Annotated in this window: 20 protein-coding genes; 3 read left to right on the top strand and 17 right to left on the bottom strand. The window is 32.5% G+C overall.

Annotated features, from left to right (window positions below):
• Positions 1 to 17 precede the first annotated feature (17 nt).
• A complete protein-coding gene (locus tag DWW96_RS03965) occupies positions 18 to 941 on the bottom strand; it encodes an aldo/keto reductase (protein WP_117909247.1) in 924 nt (307 codons plus the stop codon).
• Between the two features lie 261 nt (positions 942 to 1,202).
• Between DWW96_RS03965 and aroC the strand changes: the two genes are divergently transcribed.
• Positions 1,203 to 2,303, top strand: coding sequence for a chorismate synthase (gene aroC, locus DWW96_RS03960; protein ID WP_117909245.1), 1,101 nt, complete (start codon positions 1,203 to 1,205; stop codon positions 2,301 to 2,303).
• Positions 2,304 to 2,478: 175 nt separating this feature from the next.
• Here aroC and DWW96_RS03955 read toward each other — a convergent pair whose 3' ends face one another.
• The 5 genes from DWW96_RS03955 to DWW96_RS03935 form a co-directional block, all read right to left on the bottom strand.
• On the bottom strand, positions 2,479 to 2,868 hold the full coding sequence (locus DWW96_RS03955; protein ID WP_347496331.1) for a hypothetical protein: 390 nt from the start codon (positions 2,866 to 2,868) through the stop codon (positions 2,479 to 2,481).
• A 28-nt stretch (positions 2,869 to 2,896) separates the two neighbouring features.
• Positions 2,897 to 3,166 (bottom strand): hypothetical protein, encoded by a 270-nt coding sequence (locus DWW96_RS03950; protein WP_199522672.1) that lies wholly within the window; start codon positions 3,164 to 3,166, stop codon positions 2,897 to 2,899.
• Positions 3,167 to 3,203: 37 nt separating this feature from the next.
• On the bottom strand, positions 3,204 to 4,622 hold the full coding sequence (locus DWW96_RS03945; protein WP_117909241.1) for a VanZ family protein: 1,419 nt from the start codon (positions 4,620 to 4,622) through the stop codon (positions 3,204 to 3,206).
• 113 nt (positions 4,623 to 4,735) lie between these two features.
• Positions 4,736 to 5,977, bottom strand: coding sequence for a serine hydroxymethyltransferase (gene glyA / locus DWW96_RS03940; protein WP_117909239.1), 1,242 nt, complete (start codon positions 5,975 to 5,977; stop codon positions 4,736 to 4,738).
• A gap of 251 nt (positions 5,978 to 6,228) precedes the next feature.
• A complete protein-coding gene (locus DWW96_RS03935; RefSeq protein WP_117909237.1) occupies positions 6,229 to 7,206 on the bottom strand; it encodes a hypothetical protein in 978 nt (325 codons plus the stop codon).
• A gap of 292 nt (positions 7,207 to 7,498) precedes the next feature.
• Between DWW96_RS03935 and DWW96_RS03930 the strand changes: the two genes are divergently transcribed.
• Both DWW96_RS03930 and DWW96_RS03925 read left to right on the top strand, forming a co-directional pair.
• Entirely contained in the window at positions 7,499 to 8,263 is a 765-nt protein-coding gene (locus tag DWW96_RS03930; RefSeq protein ID WP_117909235.1) for a hypothetical protein, read from the top strand.
• A 27-nt stretch (positions 8,264 to 8,290) separates the two neighbouring features.
• On the top strand, positions 8,291 to 8,569 hold the full coding sequence (locus DWW96_RS03925) for a DUF1294 domain-containing protein (protein WP_117909233.1): 279 nt from the start codon (positions 8,291 to 8,293) through the stop codon (positions 8,567 to 8,569).
• A 72-nt stretch (positions 8,570 to 8,641) separates the two neighbouring features.
• On the opposite strand, the gene aspS is transcribed toward DWW96_RS03925, so the two are convergent.
• The 11 genes from aspS to DWW96_RS03870 all read right to left on the bottom strand — a co-directional run bounded on the left by aspS (position 8,642) and on the right by DWW96_RS03870 (position 23,514).
• Complete coding sequence (aspS, locus tag DWW96_RS03920) at positions 8,642 to 10,432, bottom strand: aspartate--tRNA ligase (RefSeq protein WP_022088153.1); 1,791 nt, start codon at positions 10,430 to 10,432, stop codon at positions 8,642 to 8,644.
• Between the two features lie 20 nt (positions 10,433 to 10,452).
• The gene (gene hisS / locus DWW96_RS03915; RefSeq protein WP_022088154.1) at positions 10,453 to 11,712 is read right to left on the bottom strand and encodes a histidine--tRNA ligase; all 1,260 of its coding nucleotides are present in this window, start codon (positions 11,710 to 11,712) and stop codon (positions 10,453 to 10,455) included.
• A gap of 75 nt (positions 11,713 to 11,787) precedes the next feature.
• Positions 11,788 to 13,227 (bottom strand): coproporphyrinogen dehydrogenase HemZ, encoded by a 1,440-nt coding sequence (hemZ, locus tag DWW96_RS03910; protein ID WP_117909231.1) that lies wholly within the window; start codon positions 13,225 to 13,227, stop codon positions 11,788 to 11,790.
• Positions 13,224 to 13,847, bottom strand: a complete 624-nt coding sequence (locus DWW96_RS03905; RefSeq protein WP_117909229.1) for an MBL fold metallo-hydrolase — start codon at positions 13,845 to 13,847, stop codon at positions 13,224 to 13,226. The genes hemZ and DWW96_RS03905 overlap by 4 nt, the downstream gene beginning before the upstream one ends.
• A gap of 24 nt (positions 13,848 to 13,871) precedes the next feature.
• The gene (locus DWW96_RS03900) at positions 13,872 to 16,136 is read right to left on the bottom strand and encodes a bifunctional (p)ppGpp synthetase/guanosine-3',5'-bis(diphosphate) 3'-pyrophosphohydrolase (protein WP_117909511.1); all 2,265 of its coding nucleotides are present in this window, start codon (positions 16,134 to 16,136) and stop codon (positions 13,872 to 13,874) included.
• Positions 16,137 to 16,247: 111 nt separating this feature from the next.
• Entirely contained in the window at positions 16,248 to 16,772 is a 525-nt protein-coding gene (locus tag DWW96_RS03895; RefSeq protein WP_022088158.1) for an adenine phosphoribosyltransferase, read from the bottom strand.
• A 126-nt stretch (positions 16,773 to 16,898) separates the two neighbouring features.
• Complete coding sequence (recJ, locus tag DWW96_RS03890) at positions 16,899 to 18,653, bottom strand: single-stranded-DNA-specific exonuclease RecJ (protein WP_117909226.1); 1,755 nt, start codon at positions 18,651 to 18,653, stop codon at positions 16,899 to 16,901.
• Between the two features lie 465 nt (positions 18,654 to 19,118).
• On the bottom strand, positions 19,119 to 21,404 hold the full coding sequence (gene secD, locus DWW96_RS03885) for a protein translocase subunit SecD (protein WP_243003015.1): 2,286 nt from the start codon (positions 21,402 to 21,404) through the stop codon (positions 19,119 to 19,121).
• Positions 21,405 to 21,421: 17 nt separating this feature from the next.
• A complete protein-coding gene (scfB, locus tag DWW96_RS03880; protein ID WP_117909224.1) occupies positions 21,422 to 22,780 on the bottom strand; it encodes a thioether cross-link-forming SCIFF peptide maturase in 1,359 nt (452 codons plus the stop codon).
• Positions 22,781 to 22,895: 115 nt separating this feature from the next.
• Positions 22,896 to 23,036, bottom strand: coding sequence for a six-cysteine ranthipeptide SCIFF (gene scfA, locus DWW96_RS03875; protein WP_022088117.1), 141 nt, complete (start codon positions 23,034 to 23,036; stop codon positions 22,896 to 22,898).
• Positions 23,037 to 23,157: 121 nt separating this feature from the next.
• Positions 23,158 to 23,514, bottom strand: a complete 357-nt coding sequence (locus DWW96_RS03870; RefSeq protein ID WP_117909222.1) for a TIGR04086 family membrane protein — start codon at positions 23,512 to 23,514, stop codon at positions 23,158 to 23,160.
• Between the last annotated feature and the right edge of the window lie 52 nt (positions 23,515 to 23,566).

The raw sequence follows: 23,566 nt of genomic DNA, 5'->3' as shown, positions 1-23,566 counted from the left end.
AAATTTTCTTTCCTTCTTTATGGTAATATATGTCCGGCAGACAAATATAATTTATACCATTCTTCTCTTGAAATTTCAATATCAGATGCTTGTGCAATCTGTTTTAATCTTTCGAGATTTGTTGTTCCTGCAATCATCTGCATATTAGCCGGATGTCTTAATATCCACGCTGTCACAATTGTTGTAGGAGTCACATTATATTTTTGTGCCAATTCGTCAATAACTTTATTAAGTTCAGGGAATTTATCATTTCCAATAAATACACCTTCAAAAAATCCATACTGGAACGGAGACCAAGTCTGAATTGTTATATCGTTTAATCTGCAAAAATCAAGAACTGCTCCATCTCTATTTACAGCCCCATCAGATGACATGTTTACTTCAAGACCCTGACTAATCATATTTGAATTTGTAATACTTAATTGAAGCTGATTTGCACAAATTGGTTGCTTAACATATTTTTGAAGCAACTGAATCTGCATAGGATTCATATTTGAAACGCCAAAATTTCTTACCTTTCCACTTTTTTCCAATGTATCAAATGCGTCAGCTACAACCTCAGGTTCCATTAATGCATCCGGTCTGTGAAGTAATAATGCATCCAAATAATCTGTTCCAAGTCTCTTAAGTATTCCGTCTACTGAATCAATGATGTGTTCCTTTGAAAAATCATACATAACACCCGGAACAATACCACATTTGGACTGAATAAAGAATTTTTCTCTATTTGTTAAAATGTTAAGTTTTGCTGCCTTTCCAAATAACTCTTCGCAGCTTCCACCACCATAAATATCAGCATGATCAATATAATTAATCCCAAGTTCTAAAGCTGTATCGACAAATTTTTCTGCTGTTTTTAAATCAAGTGCTCCTAATCTCATACAACCTAAAACGATTGCCGGTACTGATATATTTGTCTTTCCTAATTTTATCTGTTTCATTCGATTTATACCTCTCTAAATTATTACCAAATTTCATTAGTCCAATCCTTTATATAATAATGGATTTTGGTAGTTAATTCAAGGAGGTTCTATTTTTTTAAAACTATATTCGTTTCTAAATCTCACTTTATATTTGATTCATCTGTAATATCTTGTTATACTAATACAAGCAAATTTACAGAAGATATATTATGAATTTTACTCAAAAGTTTACACAAATTTATTTGTTAAACACTTCTGATTACAATTAGGAGGCTCATTATGTTTGGTTCAACATATGGTAATACATTAAAAATAAGCACATGGGGAGAATCCCACGGAAAAGCTTTAGGTGTTGTAGTTGACGGTTGTCCTGCCGGTCTTTCTTTATGCGAAGAAGATATTCAGGTATTTTTAGACAGAAGAAAACCAGGTCAGTCTGCTTTCACTACTCAGCGAAATGAAGGCGATCTTGTAGAGATTCTTTCAGGTGTATTTGAAGGGAAAACTACAGGAACACCTATTTCAATGATTGTGCGTAACAAAGAACAACGTTCAAAAGATTACAGCGAAATTGCAAATTATTATCGTCCGGGACATGCCGATTATACATTTGACGAAAAATTTGGTTTTAGGGATTATCGTGGTGGCGGACGCTCTTCAGGACGCGAAACTATCGGACGAGTTGCAGCAGGTGCCATTGCTTCAAAAATTTTAAACCAGCTTGGCATATCTATTACTACCTACTCTAAATCAATTGGTAATGTAGAAATAGATTATAACAAACTTGATAAAGATAATATTTTAAAAGACACTTTATATATGCCTGACAAAGAAGCTTCTGCTAAAGCTCAGGAACTATTAAAAGAAAAAATTGCTGATACTGATTCCGTTGGTGGCATTATTGAATGCGTTGTTAAAAATATGCCTGCCGGAGTTGGTGAACCTGTATTTGAAAAACTTGATGCAAATTTAGCAAAGGCTGTCATGTCTATCGGAGCTGTTAAAGGTGTTGAAATCGGAGATGGATTTGCCGTTGCCTCTGCTTGCGGTTCAGAAAACAATGATAACTTCAAAATAGAAAATGATAGAATTGTCAAATCCACAAATCATGCCGGAGGAATACTTGGTGGAATAAGCGATGGCTCAGATATTGTTTTAAGAGCTGCAGTCAAGCCTACTCCTTCTATTGCTAAAACTCAGAGTACAGTTAATAAATCAAACGAAGAAATAGAAATCAGCATTCACGGAAGACACGACCCAATAATTGTTCCTAGAGCCGTAGTTGTTGTAGAATCAATGGTAGCTCTTACATTAGTAGATATGTTATTTATGTCAATGACTTCTAAAATGGATGACATTATAGATTTCTTTAAGAAATAAATTATTTTAATATCTTTTATAATATAAAAATTAGTTTTTTATACAAATTTATTTTGATAAATTTTATTTAATAAGTCTTATAAAATTAAACGAAATAATTGTTTATATTAATTTTTTTAGTAAATAAATGGGCATCAAGGTTTCATCCTATCTGCCCATTTATTTTTTGATTTTATTATTTTTCCTGTTTATTTACCACTTTTTCTAAAAGAAGCCCTGCCATAAACCACAAAGGTGCATAATCTAGGCGCACAACTCCCTTTATGTTATATTTACATTTGCTATAATTCCATGGGCAGCAGTTCTTTCGTTGTAATATCGTTCCCGAAATAAATTCCACGAAGTAAATTCCAGCCATATAAATAAATCCCCTAAATATCATATTAAATTTTCTAATTTTTCTACTTAGCGGTTTAATAACTGCACCTAGTCCATATATTGGGAACATCCATATTGAGGTCTTTCCCATCATTTTTCTGTCATGATTCTTTATTCCCATTATGGACGTCCAAACGACCTCCATACACCAACCTGCTATTCCACACTTTAAAAAATTTCTGATCATCATGTTTGTAGTATTAGCAAATAAGACTCTATCTATTCAAGTAATCATTCCATCTTGCATTAGACTCTTCCAAATCATGTTTCATCATAATTCTATTTCTATCGCTAAGTATTGCCAACATTTCATCTACTATCTCCTCAAGCGGAAGTTTATCATAATGCGACAGATAACCTATCATACGCTGTGCTGTCCAATCAGTGTTTAAGTTTTTTGTGATTTGGTCACAAAATTCTTCCGGATATCCACGCTTTAACAACATATAATATAGGTCAATACTCTTTTCTGATTTTGATTTCATATGTTTGTCACCTCTTCATAAAGTTTTATTACATTCATTACTTCTTAAGTGCAGGTATATCTATCTGGGTTTCTTCACCATTCATATCAACATTAAAAACATATACCGGCTGATAATATCCTTTTGTGTCAGTAAAATAATCTACACCCACATTTTTTACTTTAACATCAAGTTCTTCATTTGAATAATAATTAAACTTTCCTTCTTTAATCATATCATAAGCATCCCTTAATGAAATACATTTCACATCTTTTAACTTCTTACATTTAACTATATTATAATTTATATCTCCTATCTTATCTCCCTGATAGCAAGTTGCTTCAATTGTTCCATTATACATAATTTCATCTTCAATAATTTTATCTGCACTAAGAGAATATATTCCGTCACCTTTATTTTCAAATGTACAACCTGCCGGAATATAAACACCATAATCTTTTAACATTTCTCTAAGTTTATCTTCCGTTACCTGCGAGTCAGTTTTTGTCGTTCCATCCTCTTCTTCATCATCAAAATATATACTGAAATCCGTATATGTATATGTACCATCTATATATTCAACAGATACATTACCTATTTCTCCATGATAAATAGCTGTTTCGTCATACAAATCTGTCAAAGAATCATCCAATTTGTCTCCAACATTTTTCAAAAATTCTTTGGCAAATTGTTTCGATTTTTCTTTATTTGTACCTTCAACCATATAAACAGGATATGTTGCTTTTTCATTGCTTAACTTTTCATTTGTCGATACATTTTTTACATTTGCTTTTGTAATATAATTTAGGTTCAAATTTCCAAATTCCTGTGAATTATATATTCCAAATATTGTACCAAACATTATAATCGTGCCAAATAAAGGAACAAAACTAAATATTACTTTTTTAATTCCACTCTTATTTCCTTTATTGCATGCATAAATATAAGCTATTAAAACATAAAAACCATATCCAATCATTGCTCCTAACAAATTGTTGAACACATCGTCACATTCAAATACGCCTCTTCCTGTAATAAGCTGCACACTTTCAATTAAGACTGTAAAAATTAACCCACAGACATATGTAACCCACCAGTATTTTGCCTTTTTAATTCCAAACGGAAGCAAAAGACCAAATGGAATAAACATACAAATGTTTAGAATAATGTTTCTCCATTCAATAGCCGAGAAATTATTCCATGCTGATTTATAAGAATAAAATAATGGAATTATATTTTTTCTGAATCCCATTGTTGAAATTCTATCAAGCATAGTTGCCATCAACACAACAGCTAAATAAACTCCAAATATAATTAACCATATTACACTATTCTTATTTATTTGCTTTTTGCCATTTAAAATCTTCTTATACACTATAAAATAACCAACAGCTATAATAATTGCTAATATGGCAACTATAACAATCCCTGCAACCAGATATTCTTTTGCCTTTGATATTAAATCAATCACTCTCATTTTTTGTTACCTCCATACATTTTCCTAAAAAAATAAGTCTATGGCATCATTCTACCATAGACTTATTATAAAAATACATTTATTAATAAATCTTAAATATTTATAAGCAAAAATTATTTATATAAAGGATACTTATCTGTAAGTCCTTTAACAATTTCTTTTGCTTTTTCCTGATTTGCATTAGCATTATCTGCAATTAATGTCATTGCCTGTGCAACTAAATCCATATCTGAAGTATCTAAGCCTCTTGTTGTAATTGCAGGTGTTCCAATACGTACACCACTTGTAATACCAGGTTTCTGTGGGTCATTTGGTATTGCATTCTTGTTACATGTAATATTTGCAGCATCTAATGCGATTTCAAATTCCTTACCTGTAATATTTTTGCTTCTTAAATCAACAAGCATTAAATGATTATCTGTACCACCTGAAACAAGGTCAAATCCTCTGCTTGTTAAACCATTAGCTAAAGCTGATGCATTATCAACAATGTTCTTAGCATATTCTTTAAATGATGGGTCTAATGCTTCCTTGAAACATACTGCCTTACCTGCTATTACATGCATTAAAGGGCCACCCTGAATTCCTGGGAAAATTGCCTTATTTAATTTATGTTCTGTAGCAAATTCTTCACTTGATAAAATTAATCCACCTCTTGGTCCACGAAGTGTCTTATGAGTTGTAGTTGTTGTTACATGAGCATATGGAATTGGGCTCATATGTTGTCCACCTGCAACTAGACCTGCGATGTGTGCCATATCTACCATTAAATATGCACCTACTTCATCTGCAATTTCTCTAAATTTCTTAAAATCAATTGCTCTTGGGTAAGCACTTGCACCTGCAACAATAAGCTTTGGCTTTGCTTCCTTAGCAATCTTTAATACTTCATCATAATCTATGTAGCCTTCGTCATTTACACCGTAAGGAACAATATTAAAATATGTTCCTGATACATTAACCTTACTTCCATGTGTTAAATGTCCGCCTGCATCAAGACTCATTCCCATTACTGTATCGCCCGGTTTTACAAGTGCAAAGAATACTGCAAAGTTAGCCTGTGCTCCTGAATGTGGCTGAACATTAGCATATGTACATCCAAATAACTTCTTTGCTCTTTCAATTGCAAGTGTTTCTACGATATCAACATACTCGCATCCACCATAATATCTTTTTCCCGGGTATCCTTCTGCGTATTTATTTGTAAGCTGACTACCCATTGCTGCCATAACTGCTTTACTAACAATATTTTCAGATGCAATAAGCTCCAAATGGCTCTGCTGTCTGTCATTTTCCTGAGCAATAGCTGCTGCAACTTCAGGATCAACTTTTTGTACTTCTTCAAATGTAAACATAATCTTACCTCCTAAATTTGTCAAACTACTAACACTTTATCACATTAAAGCCAAATTTAAAACTATTTTTAAAAATTTGTTATTTTTTAACTAACAAATGTAAAGTTTAATGTTAATAGTTATCTTTCCTGTTTATTTATTTTTAATTACAAAAATACCCACAGTTTCATTACTAACATCAAATTTGGGTTTGTCTTAGCAGTTCCATTAGTTTTCAACTATGGGTATTTTAATAAACAATCCATTGAACGCTACTGACCTGCTTCTTCATCCTCGCTTTCGCTGTAGCAATTATTTAGGATTTTTTTTATGCATTGATTTATTTCATTTCTTTCTTTACATTCTGCCTTCTTTTTTCCTTCACATTTAGGTGGCTCTAATTCTAATGGTTTAACATTCTGAAGTAGCAAATCACCCTCTACAAATTTTAGACATGGATTACTTTCAGCTTCATGTGTATTCATTTTAGGTGGTATAGTTTTTCCAATTGTATTAAATTTATATGCTTCATAGTATACAGTTCTCAAATATAATGTTATGCCTGCTGACATTGTACCTGTTGCCGGATCAAACTCCATAACTTTAGCAACTGCATTCATATTAATTCCATTTTCCACTGTATTATAATACATATTAAATCCTACATAATTAATAAAATATTCATTATAATTATTATAAACAGAGGATGCTCCATACGGTGCATACATATCTACTGTTACACTCCTTGGATTTGTATCAGGATCGTAATTCGTAGTTCCTACAGCTGGAAGATATACAGCCTCTAGTGGTACTGTAGCAAGATATTTTTTGCAACTGTCAAATAATCTTACATTAAACACAACTCTTAAATCCGTTAATTTTACCCTTAAGCAATTTGCTCTTCCCGGTATTGTAGTTACAGTTGAAAATACAGGTGGATTTCCCATCTCCTGCTGTTCTTCTTCTGTATACTCAACATTTTCTTCTTCTCCTGTTAAAAATCCTTTTCCTGAGTATATTTTTATATTTGCAACTAATAATTGAACATAACTTGTTGTAGGATATTGAGTCAAAATATTCTGCGGAATAGTTATCGTTCTACAGAGGTTAATTCCTACTTCATCATATATTACAGGAGCAAACACAGATAATTCTTCCGGCTCCCCGCAAGATGGTCTGATGCAAACATCACACTCTCTTTTACAACAGTTACAGCACTCATCGCAATCCATCACCTTGTACTCTGACATATTGTATCTCCATATTTTGTTTACTTTATTTTATGCCAAAATATTCATAATGTTCATTTTCAAGAATATATTTTATTACATAATTGTGGGAGATGAAATAACTATTGAAAGAACGCTCTCGCTGCTTGTCACTCGCAGCAGTTCTAAATTTCCAAATATATTTTGCTATTAGGACTTTTAGTCCTAAGCAAAATATATTTGTCAATTTGAACCGGCGGTGACAAATGCTCTTTCTTATAGTTATTTCATCTCCCACAATAGTGATTTAAAAGATATTAAAAGGAGTATTTGTATGTATAAAATTACACAATTAGAATCCGGACAACCGGTTATATTTTATTTAGAAAATGAAAAAGTTACTATGTACTCAATTAATTCAGGAAGAATCCGAAATCACGGAATTATTTTTACTGATGTAGAGTCTGATTTTGATATTTGTTCTGATTTAAAACTCATTCATTACATATCCCTTAATCATCAGACCGTTATTTCTTCAATGGATAACCTTAATATACGTGAAGATTATATCATTGAAGGAAATGTTCCAAGTTCTAATATTGAAAATACAAATTTCAAATTTATTCAATTTTATAATTGCCTGAACATTTTTTATTGCAGCCATAATTTAAAAGACAGTCATTTTTCCATAAGGGTTAGCAGATACACAACATTTGCCAAAGATTTTACGTTGTTAAAATCAGACAAAATAATTTCCGGTTTTAATGTATTTTCATCCGATTCTTTATTATATTTATTTGTATTCTATTCTTCACAGGATTTTGATATATACAGTGTAAATTCAGATTATTCTATTGTAAATTTATTATCTAAACAGTATAATTCTTCTAATCCTGATTCATCATCTAATCTAACAAAGCACACTGATAAGGAATTAGAAAAATTACAGGCTTATTTCAACCAAATATTAGATGATAAAGATTCAGAAATTGAAAATTTAAAAGAAATTCAGACTAGCATCACTAATCAATACAATGAATTAGCTGATTATACCGGAAAACTCCAAGACGAAGTCAGAAAGCTTCGCTGCAACTATTAATTTTTATTTACAGAAAGTGAGGTACCTATGAAATATGAATTACTTATTTTGTATTTATTGATAATAAATATTTCAGCATTTATTCTTTATGGAATTGATAAACAGAAGGCTATAAAGCATAAATTTAGAATAAGTGAAAACACTTTAATTTTTTCTGCATTTATTGGTGGCTCGGTGGGTGCATTTCTTGGAATGCAGTTTTTCAGGCATAAAACAAAGCACCCCAAATTCATTATTGGAGTGCCTGTTTGTTTTATTATAAATGTTATTATCATTCTGTATATTTTAGGAATAATTGAATTCTAATATACTTTCTTATAAAAATTCAAATTAATATTCAAAAGACATCAGTATAATTAAACACTATAACATTAATTCTTACTGTTCTTTTTCTTTCAAATCTAATTTAATCTGAAGTTCCTGTAACTGAACATCATCAACTACATTTGGTGCATCTGTCATAAGACATGATGCATCTTTTACTTTAGGGAAAGCGATAACTTCACGAATGTTATCTTCTCCTGCCATATGCATTACAAGTCTGTCTAATCCATAAGCAAGTCCTGCGTGTGGAGGTACACCGTATTTAAATGCAGTCAATAAGAAACCAAATTTTTCATTTGCCTGTTCAGGTGTAAATCCAAGTGCTTCAAACATCTTAGCCTGTACATCTGCCTGATGTATTCTCACACTACCACCACCTAATTCTGTACCGTTTAATACGATATCGTAGGCTTTTGCACGAACTCGTCCGGGATCAGAAATTAAGTACTGAATATCTTCTTCCATAGGCATTGTGAATGGATGATGCATTGCAAGGAATCTTCCCTGTTCATCTGACCATTCAAACTGTGGAAATTCTGTAATCCATAAGAAGTTCCATTTTCCTTCAGGAATTATATCCATCTGTTTTGCAAGTTCAAGTCTTAATGCTCCAAGAGAATCCCATACAACTTTATTCTTATCTGCAGCAAATAACAATAAATCTCCAGGTTCTCCACCCATAGCGGCAATAAGATTATTCATTTCTTCTTCTGTCATAAATTTAGCAAATGAAGATTTAATTGTTCCATCTTCATGCATTGCAATATAGGCAAGACCTTTTGCGCCATAAGTCTTTACAAATTCAACAAGGGCATCAATTTTCTTTCTTGCCATTTCACCCTGTCCTTTAGCATTTAAACCACGAACAGTTCCACCATTTGCTACTGCTCCTGAAAATACACCAAATCCGCAATCCTTAACAACGTCAGTAACATTGATAAGTTCCATTCCAAAACGTGTATCAGGCTTATCTGAACCGTATCTGTCCATTGCTTCCTGCCATGTCATTCTTGGAAGTGGCAATGTAACATCTACTCCTAATACTTCTTTCCATAATGCCTGAAGCATTCTTTCATTAACATCTAAAATATCATCTACATCAACAAATGATAATTCCATATCAAGCTGTGTAAATTCAGGCTGCCTGTCTGCTCTTAAATCTTCATCTCTAAAGCATTTTGCTACCTGAAAATATCTATCACATCCTGAACACATAAGAAGCTGTTTTAATACCTGTGGTGACTGAGGAAGTGCATAAAATGTTCCCGGATGAACACGGCTAGGCACTAAGTAATCTCTCGCACCTTCTGGTGTACTTCTGTTAAGAATAGGTGTCTCAATTTCAAGAAATCCTTCATTTGCCATAAACTTTCTAACAAATGTTGTTACATCTGATCTTAACTTAAGATTTTTCTGTAAATGAGGTTTTCTTAAATCAAGATATCTATATTTAAGTCTTAATTCATCTTTTGTATTTGCATCATCATCTACCGGAATTGGGGGTGTCTCTGATTCAGATAAAATTCTTAAACTTGTAACATTTATTTCAATATCACCTGTTTCCATAGATTCATTAACTGAACCTGCTCTCTTATTTACAGTTCCTACAGCAGCAATTACGAATTCGTTTCTTAATTTTCCTGCTTTTTCAAATACTTCTTTGTCATTATCATCAAATACAAGCTGAAGAAGACCTGAACGGTCTCTTAAATCTACGAAAATAAGACTTCCTAAATTTCTTTTCTTCTGAACCCAGCCCATAACTGTAACTGTTTCACCAATATTTTTGTTTGATACTTCTGTACATCTGTGACTTCTATGAAGTCCCTGCATTGATTCTGCCATGACTCTCCTCCTATTTTTCTTTATGCTAAAGGATTTTTATAAAATTCTTTAAATTCATTATATCCCTGTTCTTCTAACTGACTCTTCTGGAATTTTTTGTTCTTATTCATTCTTGCAACAAGAACCTGATTTCCTGTTTTTCTTTCTTCCTGTGCTTTAGCGATTACTTCACATAATCTTTCACCATTAACCCCTTTTTCTATTAAATAAGCTACCTTCTTATTCTCTGTTGGAACTTTAAATCCCTGTTCCATTAACAATAAAACGATTCTTTCAAATCCAATAGAAAATCCACACGCAGGAACATCTCTTCCTGTAAAATTACCAACCATCTTATCGTAACGTCCACCGCCACCGCAGCTTCCGCCAAATTCAGGGATTGCAATTTCAAATATTGTTCCTGTATAATATGACATTCCTCTAACCAATGTTGGATCAAATACTATTTCAAATTCTGAAGCTTTAGTAGCTCTTACACTATCAATAATTTCTTCCATCCACTGCTTTACGTCATCGTCCATAAATCCGTCTAATTTTTCTGCTAAATAAGTAACCGGATTTTCTTTGTTTTCAATTTCTTTGAATAAATTTGTGTATTTTTCTACTGATTCTTCATCAAAATCATACTTAATAAGTTCTTCTTTTACACCTTCAAGTCCAATCTTATCCATCTTATCAAGAATGATAAATACACTATCATAACTTTCTTCCGGGAATCCACTATATGCAGCCATTGCCTTTAAGATTCTTCTTTCGTTAATACGAATCTGGAAATTCTTGAATCCAAGTTTGCCAAGCGTTGTTGTTGTTGCAAGAATAAGTTCGATTTCTGCAAGATTACTTGGTTCACCTAATATATCAATATCGCACTGCATAAACTGACGATATCTTCCTCTCTGTGGTCTGTCAGCTCTCCATACATTGCCCATCTGGAGTGCCTTAAATGGTGAAGGAAGATTATTTGCATTATTTGAATAAAATCTAACAAGAGGTACTGTCAAATCATATCTCAAACCATTATCAACAACATCCATTTCTGTCTGTGCTGTTTCAAGATTTAATTTTTCTCCTCTTTTTAAAATCTTAAAAATCAGCTTTTCATTTTCTCCACCCTGCTTGTTACTTAAGTTAGCAATATTTTCAACACAAGGTGTTTCTATCTGAGTAAATCCAAAAGCACTATATGTTTCTTTAATTACGTCCATTACGTAGTTTCTTATCTTCATTTCCTCCGGAAGAATTTCTTTCATTCCGGTAACCGGTTTTTTACTTAAGGCCATCTTATTTCTCCTCTATTTAACACTGATTTAACTATAAAATTTTACACTCTTTTTGTGAAATACTCAACCTTTTATTTATAATTTGTCAAAGTATTCTTTTTTCCTAGCAATCATTTCATCAATTCTATCAATATATTGGTCTACATTCTTTACATTATCTATTCTTTTTGCACTTAATCTGTCTTCTGACATAATTTTCGTTGTGCCGCCCGCTCCAAGTGCAAAAACATCCTGTCTGTCTCCCATCATCAAAATATTATACAGGCATTCTTTGCCATAAACTGAATATCCGACATTTTCCTGATTTCCAGCCATATTCTTTTGTCTATATAAATAATACGGTTTCATATTCATTTCTTTTGAGTAATCCATTGTAATATTCATTAATTTAGAATTATTTTCATAAGTATAATCCTGATATTTTTCTTTTTCAGTATTAAGTCTGGCTGCTCTTTTTACTGCTAATGAATGTACTGTAAGACTTTCCGGATTAAGTTTTTTCGTCTCCTCCATTGAATGTCTAACCATATCTACCGTCTCATTAGGAAGTCCTATTATAAAGTCCATATTTATATTGTCAAAGCCTTTTTTTCTTGCAAGATTAAAGGCTTTAATAACCTGCTCTACAGTATGTCTTCTTCCAATTATATCTAAAGTTTCCTGATTCATTGTTTGTGGGTTAATTGATATTCTTGATACATTATGTTTTTTTAACATATCTAGTTTATCTGATGTAATACTATCAGGTCGTCCCGCTTCAACCGTAAACTCCTTAACAGTTGAAAAATCAAAATTATCTTTTAATGCTGTAATTAATTTATCAAGCTGATAAGGCTCTAGTGTTGTGGGTGTTCCCCCACCAATATAAACACTATTAAGTTCCCTGTCTTTTAATCTGCTTCCTACATATTCTATTTCTTTTATCAATGCATCAACATATGTATCTGTTTTATCTTTGTAAAATGAAACAGAATATGATGTAAACGAGCAATAAAGACATGTTGTTGGGCAAAATGGAATACCAATATAAAGGCTATAACCCTGTTTATAATTTATATCCTTTAAAATTTCATGTTCTCTTTTTGCAATATACATTGCCAAATCTAATTTTTCATCAGAAATCATATACGTTTCTTTCATATATCTTCTGATTTCTTCTTCTTTTTTTCCTTCTTCATAAAGAAGCGCCGGTATTTTTGCAGGTCTGATTCCCGTCAAATCTCCCCACGGCAATTCTTTTCCTGTATCAATTTGCATTCCACGATATAAAAGCTTTTTAAGAATATTCTTTGTCTCTTTTCTATTTGAAAAGTCGCATTTTTCATATCCTTCAAAAAGCTTTTTATCATTATCATATAGTTCAAATCTTATTTCATTTTCAAAATAAACCTTAACAATCCTATAAGAATTATCTACAACCTGGTTTACTTTAAAATCATGTTCTGAATAAAAGGCTTTAACTAATGACTGCACATCATATGCAAACTGTTCAGGCATAATCTGTATATCTATCATCTGTAAAATCCTTTTTCAAATTCAATTTTTGTACTATCCATATGTCCCGGTAAAACAACAGTTTCGTCAGGAAGTACTAATAATTTTGTTTTAATGGAATTAATAATCTGGCTATCACTTCCACCCGGAAAATCCGTTCTTCCACGGCTTGCCTGAAATAATGTATCTCCGCTAAATAACAAGCCATGATTTGGCAAATAATAACAGCAGCTTCCCTCTGTATGACCGGGTGTTAATATCATATTCATCAAAATTCCTGCTATTTCAATTTCCTGTCCATCTTTTAAATAAACATCTGGAGTAACTGTAAATGGTTCTCCGAAATAACTTGTAAGATTTTTTGTAGTATCTGTTATTGTGTCCTTTTCTGCCTCAGAAGCATATACTGTTAAATCATATCTTTCTTTAAGCTTGTCTACTGCTCCGATATGGTCAAAATGACCATGTGTAAGTATGATTGCAACCACTTTCATTTCCATTGAATTAATATAATTTGTTATTTTAACAAAATCATCGCCCGGGTCCACAATAAACCCTTCTTTTGTATCCTTATTGCAGCATACATAACAATTTGTGTAACAACTGCTAACTGTCAAACATTTTATTTCTAACTCTGCCATTTAAATTCTCCCATTTTTATTATATCAGCCTGTAGTTCTTTCAATATCAATGATGCTGTCAATTGTTCTTATTTTTGCAATAAGTTCTCTTAATTCATCTGTTCCCTGAATCTGGAAAGTCATTGATATTGTAGCAACTCCTGACTTGCTTGTTCTACTGTTTATGCTTAAAACATCAATTTTTCTTTCAGTAAATACTTTTGATAAATCTGCTAAAATACCAATTCTGTTATTAGCATAAATAGTAATTTCAGAATTATATTTTCCTGTCTGTTTTGTTTCATCTTCAGCCCAGCTCGCTTCAATCAATCTGCCTCTTTCTATATCAGGCAAATTAATGATGTTCGTACAATCTGTTCTATGAATCGATAATCCTCGACCTCTCGTAACAAATCCAACAATTTCGTCACCCGGAACCGGACTACAACATTTAGAAAATCTTGCAGCCACATCATTCATTCCTTCAACAATAACTCCACTCTTTGAAGTAGTTTTTCTGATTCCATTGTTCTTATTGTCATCAACTGAATCTAATACATCTTTATCGCTTACAATCGTCTTATGAACTTTGTTATATTCATCAAGAAGTTTATTTACAATCTGTCCTTCTTTTAATCCACCATGACCTACAGATGCAACTACTGAATCCCAGTCCTTAAATCCGTATTTCAAACGAACCTTATCAGTAAATTCAGGTTTCATAATATCTGATAAAACAATTGCTTTTGCTTTACAGTATTTATCTATTAAATCTTTACCTTTAATAATATTTTCTTCTTTATTCTGTTGCTTAAACCATTGATTAATTTTGTTCTTAGCCTGTGTACTTTTTACAATTTTCAACCAATCCATACTTGGGCCTGTTGAGTTATTAGATGTAACAATTTCTACACGGTCACCATTTTGAATCTTATAATCAATGTTTACCATTTTTCCATTTGCTCTTGCCCCTACCATCTTATTACCTACTGCACTATGAATGCTGTAAGCAAAGTCTATAGGTGTTGAGCCTGCCGGAAGATTTTTAACATCGCCGTTAGGTGTAAAACAATAAACGCTGTCAGAAAACATATTTAAATCATCTTTTAAGAGGCTTAAGAATTCTCTGTTATCAGACAAATCTCTCTGCCATTCAAGGATCTGTCTTAACCAGCTGATTTTCTGTTCTTCATTATATTCACCTGTAATATTTTCTTTATATTTCCAGTGTGCTGCGATACCATATTCAGCAGTTCTATGCATGTCATAAGTACGAATCTGTATTTCAAAAGGCTGTCCATTTGGTCCGATAAGCGTTGTATGTAATGACTGATACATATTCGGCTTTGGCATGGCAATATAATCCTTAAATCTTCCCGGTACAGGAGTATACTTTTCATGAATTACACCTAATGCACCATAACATTCCATTACTGTGTCAACAATAATTCGTACCGCAAATACATCGTAAATCTGATCAAGTGTTTTTTGCTGGTTTACCATCTTTTTATAAATACTAAAATAATGCTTTACTCTTCCACCGATTGTTGCCTTAATTCCTGCTTTTTCAATATATGTTTTAACCTGGGCAATCAAATCATTCATAAAATCTTCTCTATGCTCAAGTCTTTCATGTACGCCATCAACTATCTCACGATATTTTTCCGGTTCCAAATATCTTAAAGCCAGGTCATCAAGTTCAATTTTAATTTTAGAAATACCAAGTCTATCCGCTATTGGAGAATAAATATCCATAGTTTCTCTTGATTTTTCTTTTTGTTTTTCAGGCTTCATATACTGTAATGTTCTCATATTATGAAGTCTGTCTGCTAATTTTATCAAAATTACCCTGATATCTTTTGCCATAGCAAGAAACATCTTACGTAAATTTTCTGCCTGTTCTTCAACCTTATCAACATCATAGTCTAATTTTGTAATCTTTGTAACACCATCAACAAGATCTGCTACTTCTTCACTAAATTCCTTAGTAATCTGCTCTTTTGTAACACTTGTATCTTCCATAACATCGTGTAACAAACCTGCAACTATTGATTCTTTATCAAGCTCTAAATCTGCTAATATAATTGCAGTACAAAGAGGGTGAATAATATAAGGTTCACCTGATTTTCTTTTCTGCTCTTTATGAGCTTCTCTAGCCATATTATATGCTTTTTCAATTATTTTCAAATCACCTGCTGAAGGATGATATTTTTTTATTTTTTCAACTAGTCTTTCGTAAAGTTTCTCAGGCGTTGTATGTTCTTCTTCTTTGGGAATCACACCATGATTTTCAATTTTTAATTCATTCATCTTTATGTCGTCGCTCATATATTTTCCCTCTCTTCATACAAATTTTACTATAGCAAAGGATGTAATAATCATAATTGTGTGACAACTTGATCATCTTTCGTAAATATCTATTTATTTTCCATCAAATTTAACTATAGATTCTACTCTATATCCTTCTAACACGTCTCTACCTTTAAGATCCACTAATTCTGTAAGGAATACACACGCTACAACTTCTCCACCTAATCTTTCAATTAACTTTATTGCAGCTTCTACAGTTCCTCCTGTTGCAATAAGATCATCAACAATAACGACCTTCTGTCCTTTTTTAATTGCGTCAGTATGAATTTCTATTTCAGCTGTTCCATATTCAAGACTATACTCTTCACTAATTGTTTCACATGGAAGTTTTCCCTTTTTTCTAATTGGCACAAATGGTTTTCCCATATTATATGCTATAGGTGTTCCAAACATAAATCCTCTTGACTCTAATCCCGCAATCACATCAAAATCTAAATCCTTAATTGTATCTTCCATTGAATCTATTGCAAGCTTAAATCCATCAGAATCCTGCATTACTGTTGTAATATCTCTAAAAATAATTCCCGGTTCAGGAAAATCCGGTATACTTCTTATGTAATCTTCTACTTTACGCATATTTATCCTCCAATATTATGATAACTAATTTTATTTCTATTTTTCATTTTTTTCAATACTCTCATTCCCTATATTATGCCTTATTTTGACATTTTTCTCAATTATAACAATTAAAAACTTATATTTTTAACTAAATCTGTTTATAACAAGTTGTAATTGTGTATTTCCATTGTATTCATTTATGTTTGGATAAAATACAGCCATTATTGTTATATTATTATCCATTCCACGCAAAGCCTTTTTAACCTCTTCATTTCCAAATTTATTTGTTATAAATTCCATAAATTCACTTGTTCTTGAGAATATTATTCCCGGGATTTCATAATTATTTTCATCCCTTAAACTTAGTTTTATAACATTCCCTTCTTTGCCTAAGATTTTTAAATTTTTCACTTTAAGATTTTTTTCAGCAAAACACGGCTTTTCGTTTCCTTTTCCAAAAGGCTTTAACTTTTCTAATTCGTTTACAAATTCTTTAGTTATATAAGGAATTGGTAGTTGCATATCAATCCATACTTTTGAACACAAGTCGTCATCCGTAAGAGTTGTAAGTTGATTTAACTTTTCTCTTAATATATCAACATTTTCCAGTGGTAAAGAAAGTCCGGCAGCCAATTTATGACCACCAAATTTCGTAAACAATTCCTTTATCCTACTTAGTTCCTTATACATATCATATTCTTCTATCGAACGACCTGAGCCTTTAACCTCAGTCGCCGTTTTAGTAAGCACGAAACATGGCTTATTATATTTTTCCCTAATTCTTCCTGCTATTATTCCTGCTATACTTTCATGACAGTCTTTCAAATAAATAACAAGTACTTTATCTTCTTTATAATTTTCAGCCTGTTCTATAGCTTTCTTTGTTCCCTCTTCAGTTAAATTTTTTCTTTCGTCATTTAATTCAACCAATTCTGTGGCTATGTCTTTTGCTTTATCCTGATTTTTTTCTCTTAACAAAGCAACTGCCTTTTGTGCTGTATCAAGTCGTCCACTTGCATTTAAACACGGTCCGATTACAAATCCTATATGGTACGAATCAATTAAATTTTTATTTAATTTACAAGCATCTATAAGTGCATTTAATCCTATATTTTTTGATTTTCTAAGTAAATCCAGACCATATTTTACAATTATTCTATTTTCATTCTGTAATTCAACCACATCTCCAATAGTTGCTATTGCAACATATTCAAGCAAATAATTTGTTGAACTCATTTCCCTGCCCATTGAATTTATAATTGCTGTAATCAGCTTATAAGCCACTGTCGCTCCACAAATTTCTTTAAATGGATATTCACAATCTGCCTGTTTTGGATTAACAACTGCGTCTGCATTTGGAACAATATATTCCTTAGTGCCGTCTTTCTCTTCAAACGGTACTTCATGATGGTCTGTTATAACTATGGTCATTCCAAGTGATTTTGCATATTCAACCTGCTCATATGCTGCAATTCCATTATCACAAGTTAAAATTGTATCTACTCCATCATCATACGCTTTTTTTATTAAATCTTTGTTAATTCCATATCCGTCTTCAATTCTATGTGGTACAACAATATCGACATTTGCCCCCAGTTTTTCTAATGAATCAAGTAAAATATATCCTGAGCAAATACCATCAATGTCATAATCGCATATTATTCTTATTTTATTTTGCTGGCTTATCTTAATTTTTATTATTTCAACAGCCTTTTCCATATCTTTTAGCAGCCATGGAGAATTGAGTTCATTTATATCGCCATATAAATACTCTTTAATATCTTTGTCTTCTATTATATCCTTATTTCTTATAATTCTTGCCAACATTGGACTAATATTATATTTTTTTGCAATTTGATTAAAATCTGCTTTTTTTGCAAATACAATCCATTTTTCCATATTTGAACCTCAGGTTTAAAATTTCGCTTCTTCTCAGTGATTATACATTCGCCAGTTCTATACCCTCTCTATTTGTGTTATGCACATGGCTTCGCCGTGTATAACACTTCGAATCCGCTTCGCTTCTTCTCAGTGATTATACATTCGCCAGTTCTATACTCTCTCTATTTGTGTTATGCACATGGCTTCGCCGTGTATAACACTTCGAATCCGCTTCGCTTCTTCTCAGTGATTATACATTCGCCAGTTCTATACCCTCTCTATTTGTGTTATGCACATGGCTTCGCCATGTATAACACTTCGAATTCGCTTCGCTTCTTCTCAGTGATTATACATTCGCCAAATACTTTCATTTTTCTTTGCAAGCAAAAACTGAAAGTATTTGGCTCATTGTGCATAACACAAAATGAACGGCACCTTTTACAGCCCCGTTCATTTTATTATAAAGTATATTTTATGTGTTTTTTAGTTAGCTTTTTTCTTTCCAAATTTCTTAGTAAGAACAAACCAAACAGCACCTGTTATACATACTGATGAGTAAGCACCACATACTAAACCTACCATTAATGGTAATGTAAACTCTTTGATTGATGTAACACCCATGATAAATATCATAAATACCATGATAAATGTTGTTACGTTTGAGTAAATTGTTCTTGTAAGTGTCTGTGTGATACTTAAGTCAACTAATTCTTCTAAGTCATCTCCACGCTTCATTGATGCCTTATTTTCTCTAATTCTATCGAAAATAACAATTGTAGCATTAATAGAGTAACCTACAATTGTAAGAAGACATGCAATAAATGTTGTTCCTACTGCTACTCTTGATACTGCATAGAATCCAATAACAACAAGTACGTCATGAATTAATGCAATTACAGCTGCTGAAGCAAACTTGATATCCTTAAATCTAATCCAAATGTAAATTAACATACAAATTGTAGCAATGATTGTTGCCCATACAGCATCACTTCTCATTTCTTTACTTACTGTTGCAGAAATCATAGTGTTCTGGAAATTATCCTTGCTGTCTACGGCACCAAATTTTTCAATTAATAATTTTTCAAATGCATCAAATTCATCGCCTTCAAGTTTCTTTGTCTTAATAACGAATTTATTTGAACCAGTTTCTTTCTGTCCCTGAATATCAGATGTTCCTAATGTATCTACAAGTGCAGGTTTAATTTCATCATTAAACTGATCCATTGTATATTCTTTATCAAAGTCAACTGTTACTGAGCTACCACCCTTAAATTCAACGCTTAAGAAGAATGGGTCTTTTCCGGCTGCTGAGTATCCAATCATTGTTGCGAATCCACCAATGATTACAATTATTGAAAGTGCAAAGAATACAACTCTCTTCTTTAAGAAATGAATTGCCTTTCTTGTCTTTTCTTTTCCGTAGAACTTTTCGCCTTGGAATCCTAAATAGTAAAGAATCCATACAAACCACTTAGATACAAATAATGATGTAAATAACTGGAATACAATACTGATAGCTAAAGTCTGAGCAAATCCCTGTACTGTACCTGAACCTCTCCATAAAAGAACTAAAGCTGCGATAAGTGTTGTAATATTTCCATCTACAATAGCTGATTTAGCTTTATCGAAACCAATTGTAATTGCACTCTTAACTGTCTTTCCTGCTGCAATTTCTTCTCTGATTCTGGCATTAATAATAACGTTAGCATCTACTGCCATACCAATACCAAGAATAATACCTGCAATACCAGGTAATGATAATGTCAAGTCAAATGCATTTAATGTAAGCATTTCTAACTCAACGAAAACTACCAATGCTAAACTAGCTGCAACACCGGCAATTCTGTAAACTAATAATAAGAATAAAATAATTATTATAAATCCAATGATACCAGCCTTAATTGACTTGCTTAATGCATCAGAACCAAGCTGAGCGCTCACAACTTTGTGGCTGATTTCATCCAATGATAAATTCAAAGTACCAATTCTGATATTTGAAGCAAGATTATTAGCTTCATCCATATCTGCCATACCATCAATCTGTGCCTGTCCACCACTGATTGCTGACTGAACAGTTGGGTTACTGATTACTTCATTATCATAAATAATGTATGTAGGCTGACCAACATACTGTGATGTCATGTTATAGAACTTTGTTGATCCGGCATCTGTAAATGTTAATGAAACTACTGCTTCAGATTTTTTAGTTTTGCTGTCAGATGACTGCTGTCCCTGAGCATCTGCAATGTCATCACCTGTTAACCAAATCTGATAGTATCCTGCATAATTTCCATCAGTAAGCTGAACATACTTCTTATTTCCGTTTTCATCTGTTTCTGCTAACTGTTCTTCTGTTAAATCTGTAGAACTCTTTGTACAGAAATATAATGAACCCGGTTTACCTAAACGTTCAACTACTTCATCAGCATCATTTGCACCAGGGATATCAACAGTAATTCTGTCATCCCCTTCTTTGTATGCTGTAGCTTCAGTACTAAACTGGTTAACTCTCTGCTGCATCTTATAAACTGTATCAGATAAATCTGTTGCATCCCACTTTGGATTGTCATCAGATACCTGATATGTAACACTTACACCACCTTTGAGGTCAAGTCCCTGTGTGATGTTTGCCGCTTTACCACTATCCTTGTAAGCTCCGAGCCATTTCCAATTTGGAAGACCAAATAAGACAATGCCTCCAAGACACGCGATAATTACAAGAGATAAGATGGCATAAACGATTCCTCTTGTCTTGTTCATTTTCTTCATTTTATAAAACCTCTTTCTTATTCATCAGCTAACGCTGCTTTTATCATTATAGAGCATTCCACTCTTTTTCTTTGCATTTCACATCCAATGTCATATGCATCATTAATTGTGCCATGGAAATTGTAAGAATTAGCTGCACAACCACCACTGCAATAAAACTTAGCAAAACAATTCTTGCATTTTTCTTTAGAATATACATTACAATTGCCAAATTCCTTTACAAGTTCAGGTTTTGTAATTCCTTCATCTACATTTCCCATAAGGAAATCTTCATTTCCAACAAATTGGTGACATGGATAGAAATCACCCCATGGCGTTACTGCCAGATATTCTGTTCCCGAACCACATCCTGACAATCTCTTATAAACACAAGGTCCCTGTGTCAAATCAATCATAAAGTGGAAGAAATTAAATCCATTTCCTTTCTTGTATCGATCAATGTATTCAAGGGCTAACTTGTCATATTCCTCCATAATCTGTGGAAGATCCTGTTCTCTAATCGAGTATGGGTCTTCTTCCGGTCCGACTACAGGTTCTATTGACATCTGCTTAAATCCTAAATCAGCAAAATGCTTAACATCTTCTGAAAAATCTAAATTATTTCTTGTAAATGTTCCTCTGATATAGTAATTTGTCTGATTTCTGCTTTCTGCTAGTTTCTGAAATTTAGGCACTATCAAATCATAACTGCCTTTTCCTGTTCTAAACGGACGCATTCTATCGTTTACTTCTTTTCTTCCGTCAAGACTTAATACAACATTAGACATTTCTTTATTTACGAATTCCATTACCTCATCGTTTAACAGAACTCCGTTTGTTGTAAGAGTAAATCTAAATTTTTTGTTATTTGGTTCTTCTAACGAGCGACCATACGCAACTAACTGCTTAACTACATCCCAGTTCATCAATGGCTCTCCGCCAAAAAAGTCAACTTCAAGATTAACTCTGTTACCTGAATTAGCAACTAAGAAATCCAAAGCTTTCTTTCCGACTTCAAAACTCATTAATGCTCTTCTTCCATGATATTCACCTTCTTCTGCAAAACAATACTTACATGCAAGGTTGCAATCATGGGCTATGTGAAGGCATAATGCCTTTACAACTGTCTGTCTCTTTTCTTTAAATTTCTCCACAAATGGTTCGTAAATATCTTCAGTAAACAGCTGTCCATCTTCAACGAGTTCCTTTACTTCTGAAATACATTCTCTTATTTCATCCTCATTATATGATGATTTTAATTTAGAAATTATTTCATCAGCAGAATTCTCCTCATATAATGAAATAACATCGTATGTAATGTCGTCCACAACATGAACTGCTCCACTTTCTACATCTAATACGATATTATAACCATTACTTTTATACTGGTGAATCACTGTATTTTCTCCTCTCCATTTAATGGTATGTCATAATTTTTAAAGTTTATGCAATAACGCACTATAACAGAGTCGACAAACGTCGGCTCTGTTATAGACATACTTCATTATAAAATTATTTATTTTCGCAAGTCTGATTTCCTACTGTACAGCTAGTCTTGCATGCTGACTGACATGATGTCTGACATTCGCCACATCCACCTTTTTTCATTGTTTCCTTTAATGTTTTTGATGTTAATGTCTTAATATGTTTCATGATATTCCTCCAGTTTATTTATTTTTGTACAATTCAAAAAATATTATAACACATGAATATATTTTTTCAAACTATTTTTTACTATACAGTTAAAACGTTTTTTCATATTGTTTTTCCTACATCACCCTGCCATTCCTCCAAGCATTCCACCTGCTAATGAAGTTATTAAAGCTGGTACCATTTTCACCACACTAGACTCTCCATTATGTGCTATTGCAAATGCCACAATCATTATCATTCCTATATAAATTCCACCTGTCAGCGCTCCCCATAAAAACTTCCTTTTGTTTTTTACTTTTCCTATAATCATCCCACCAATAAATGTAACTATCCCATATACTACCATTACTATTACTTTGTACCCAAAATCACTTACTTTTAATTTATATGTAATAAACGAAGCCAGCAATATAACAACTGCCGTAAGTACTAATTGTGCAAAAATCACCTTAATTATTGATAAAACTGTTTCTTTCATTCCTTTTTCCAATTTTGCTTTTTACAATTCTATTTCATTATTTATAAAATAT

This window comes from Eubacterium sp. AF17-7 (assembly GCF_003461285.1).
GTDB lineage: Bacteria > Bacillota > Clostridia > Lachnospirales > Lachnospiraceae > Eubacterium_U > Eubacterium_U album.
Note: the sequence above shows the minus strand (reverse complement) of the source record. Positions and strands in the feature narration are given on the sequence as shown.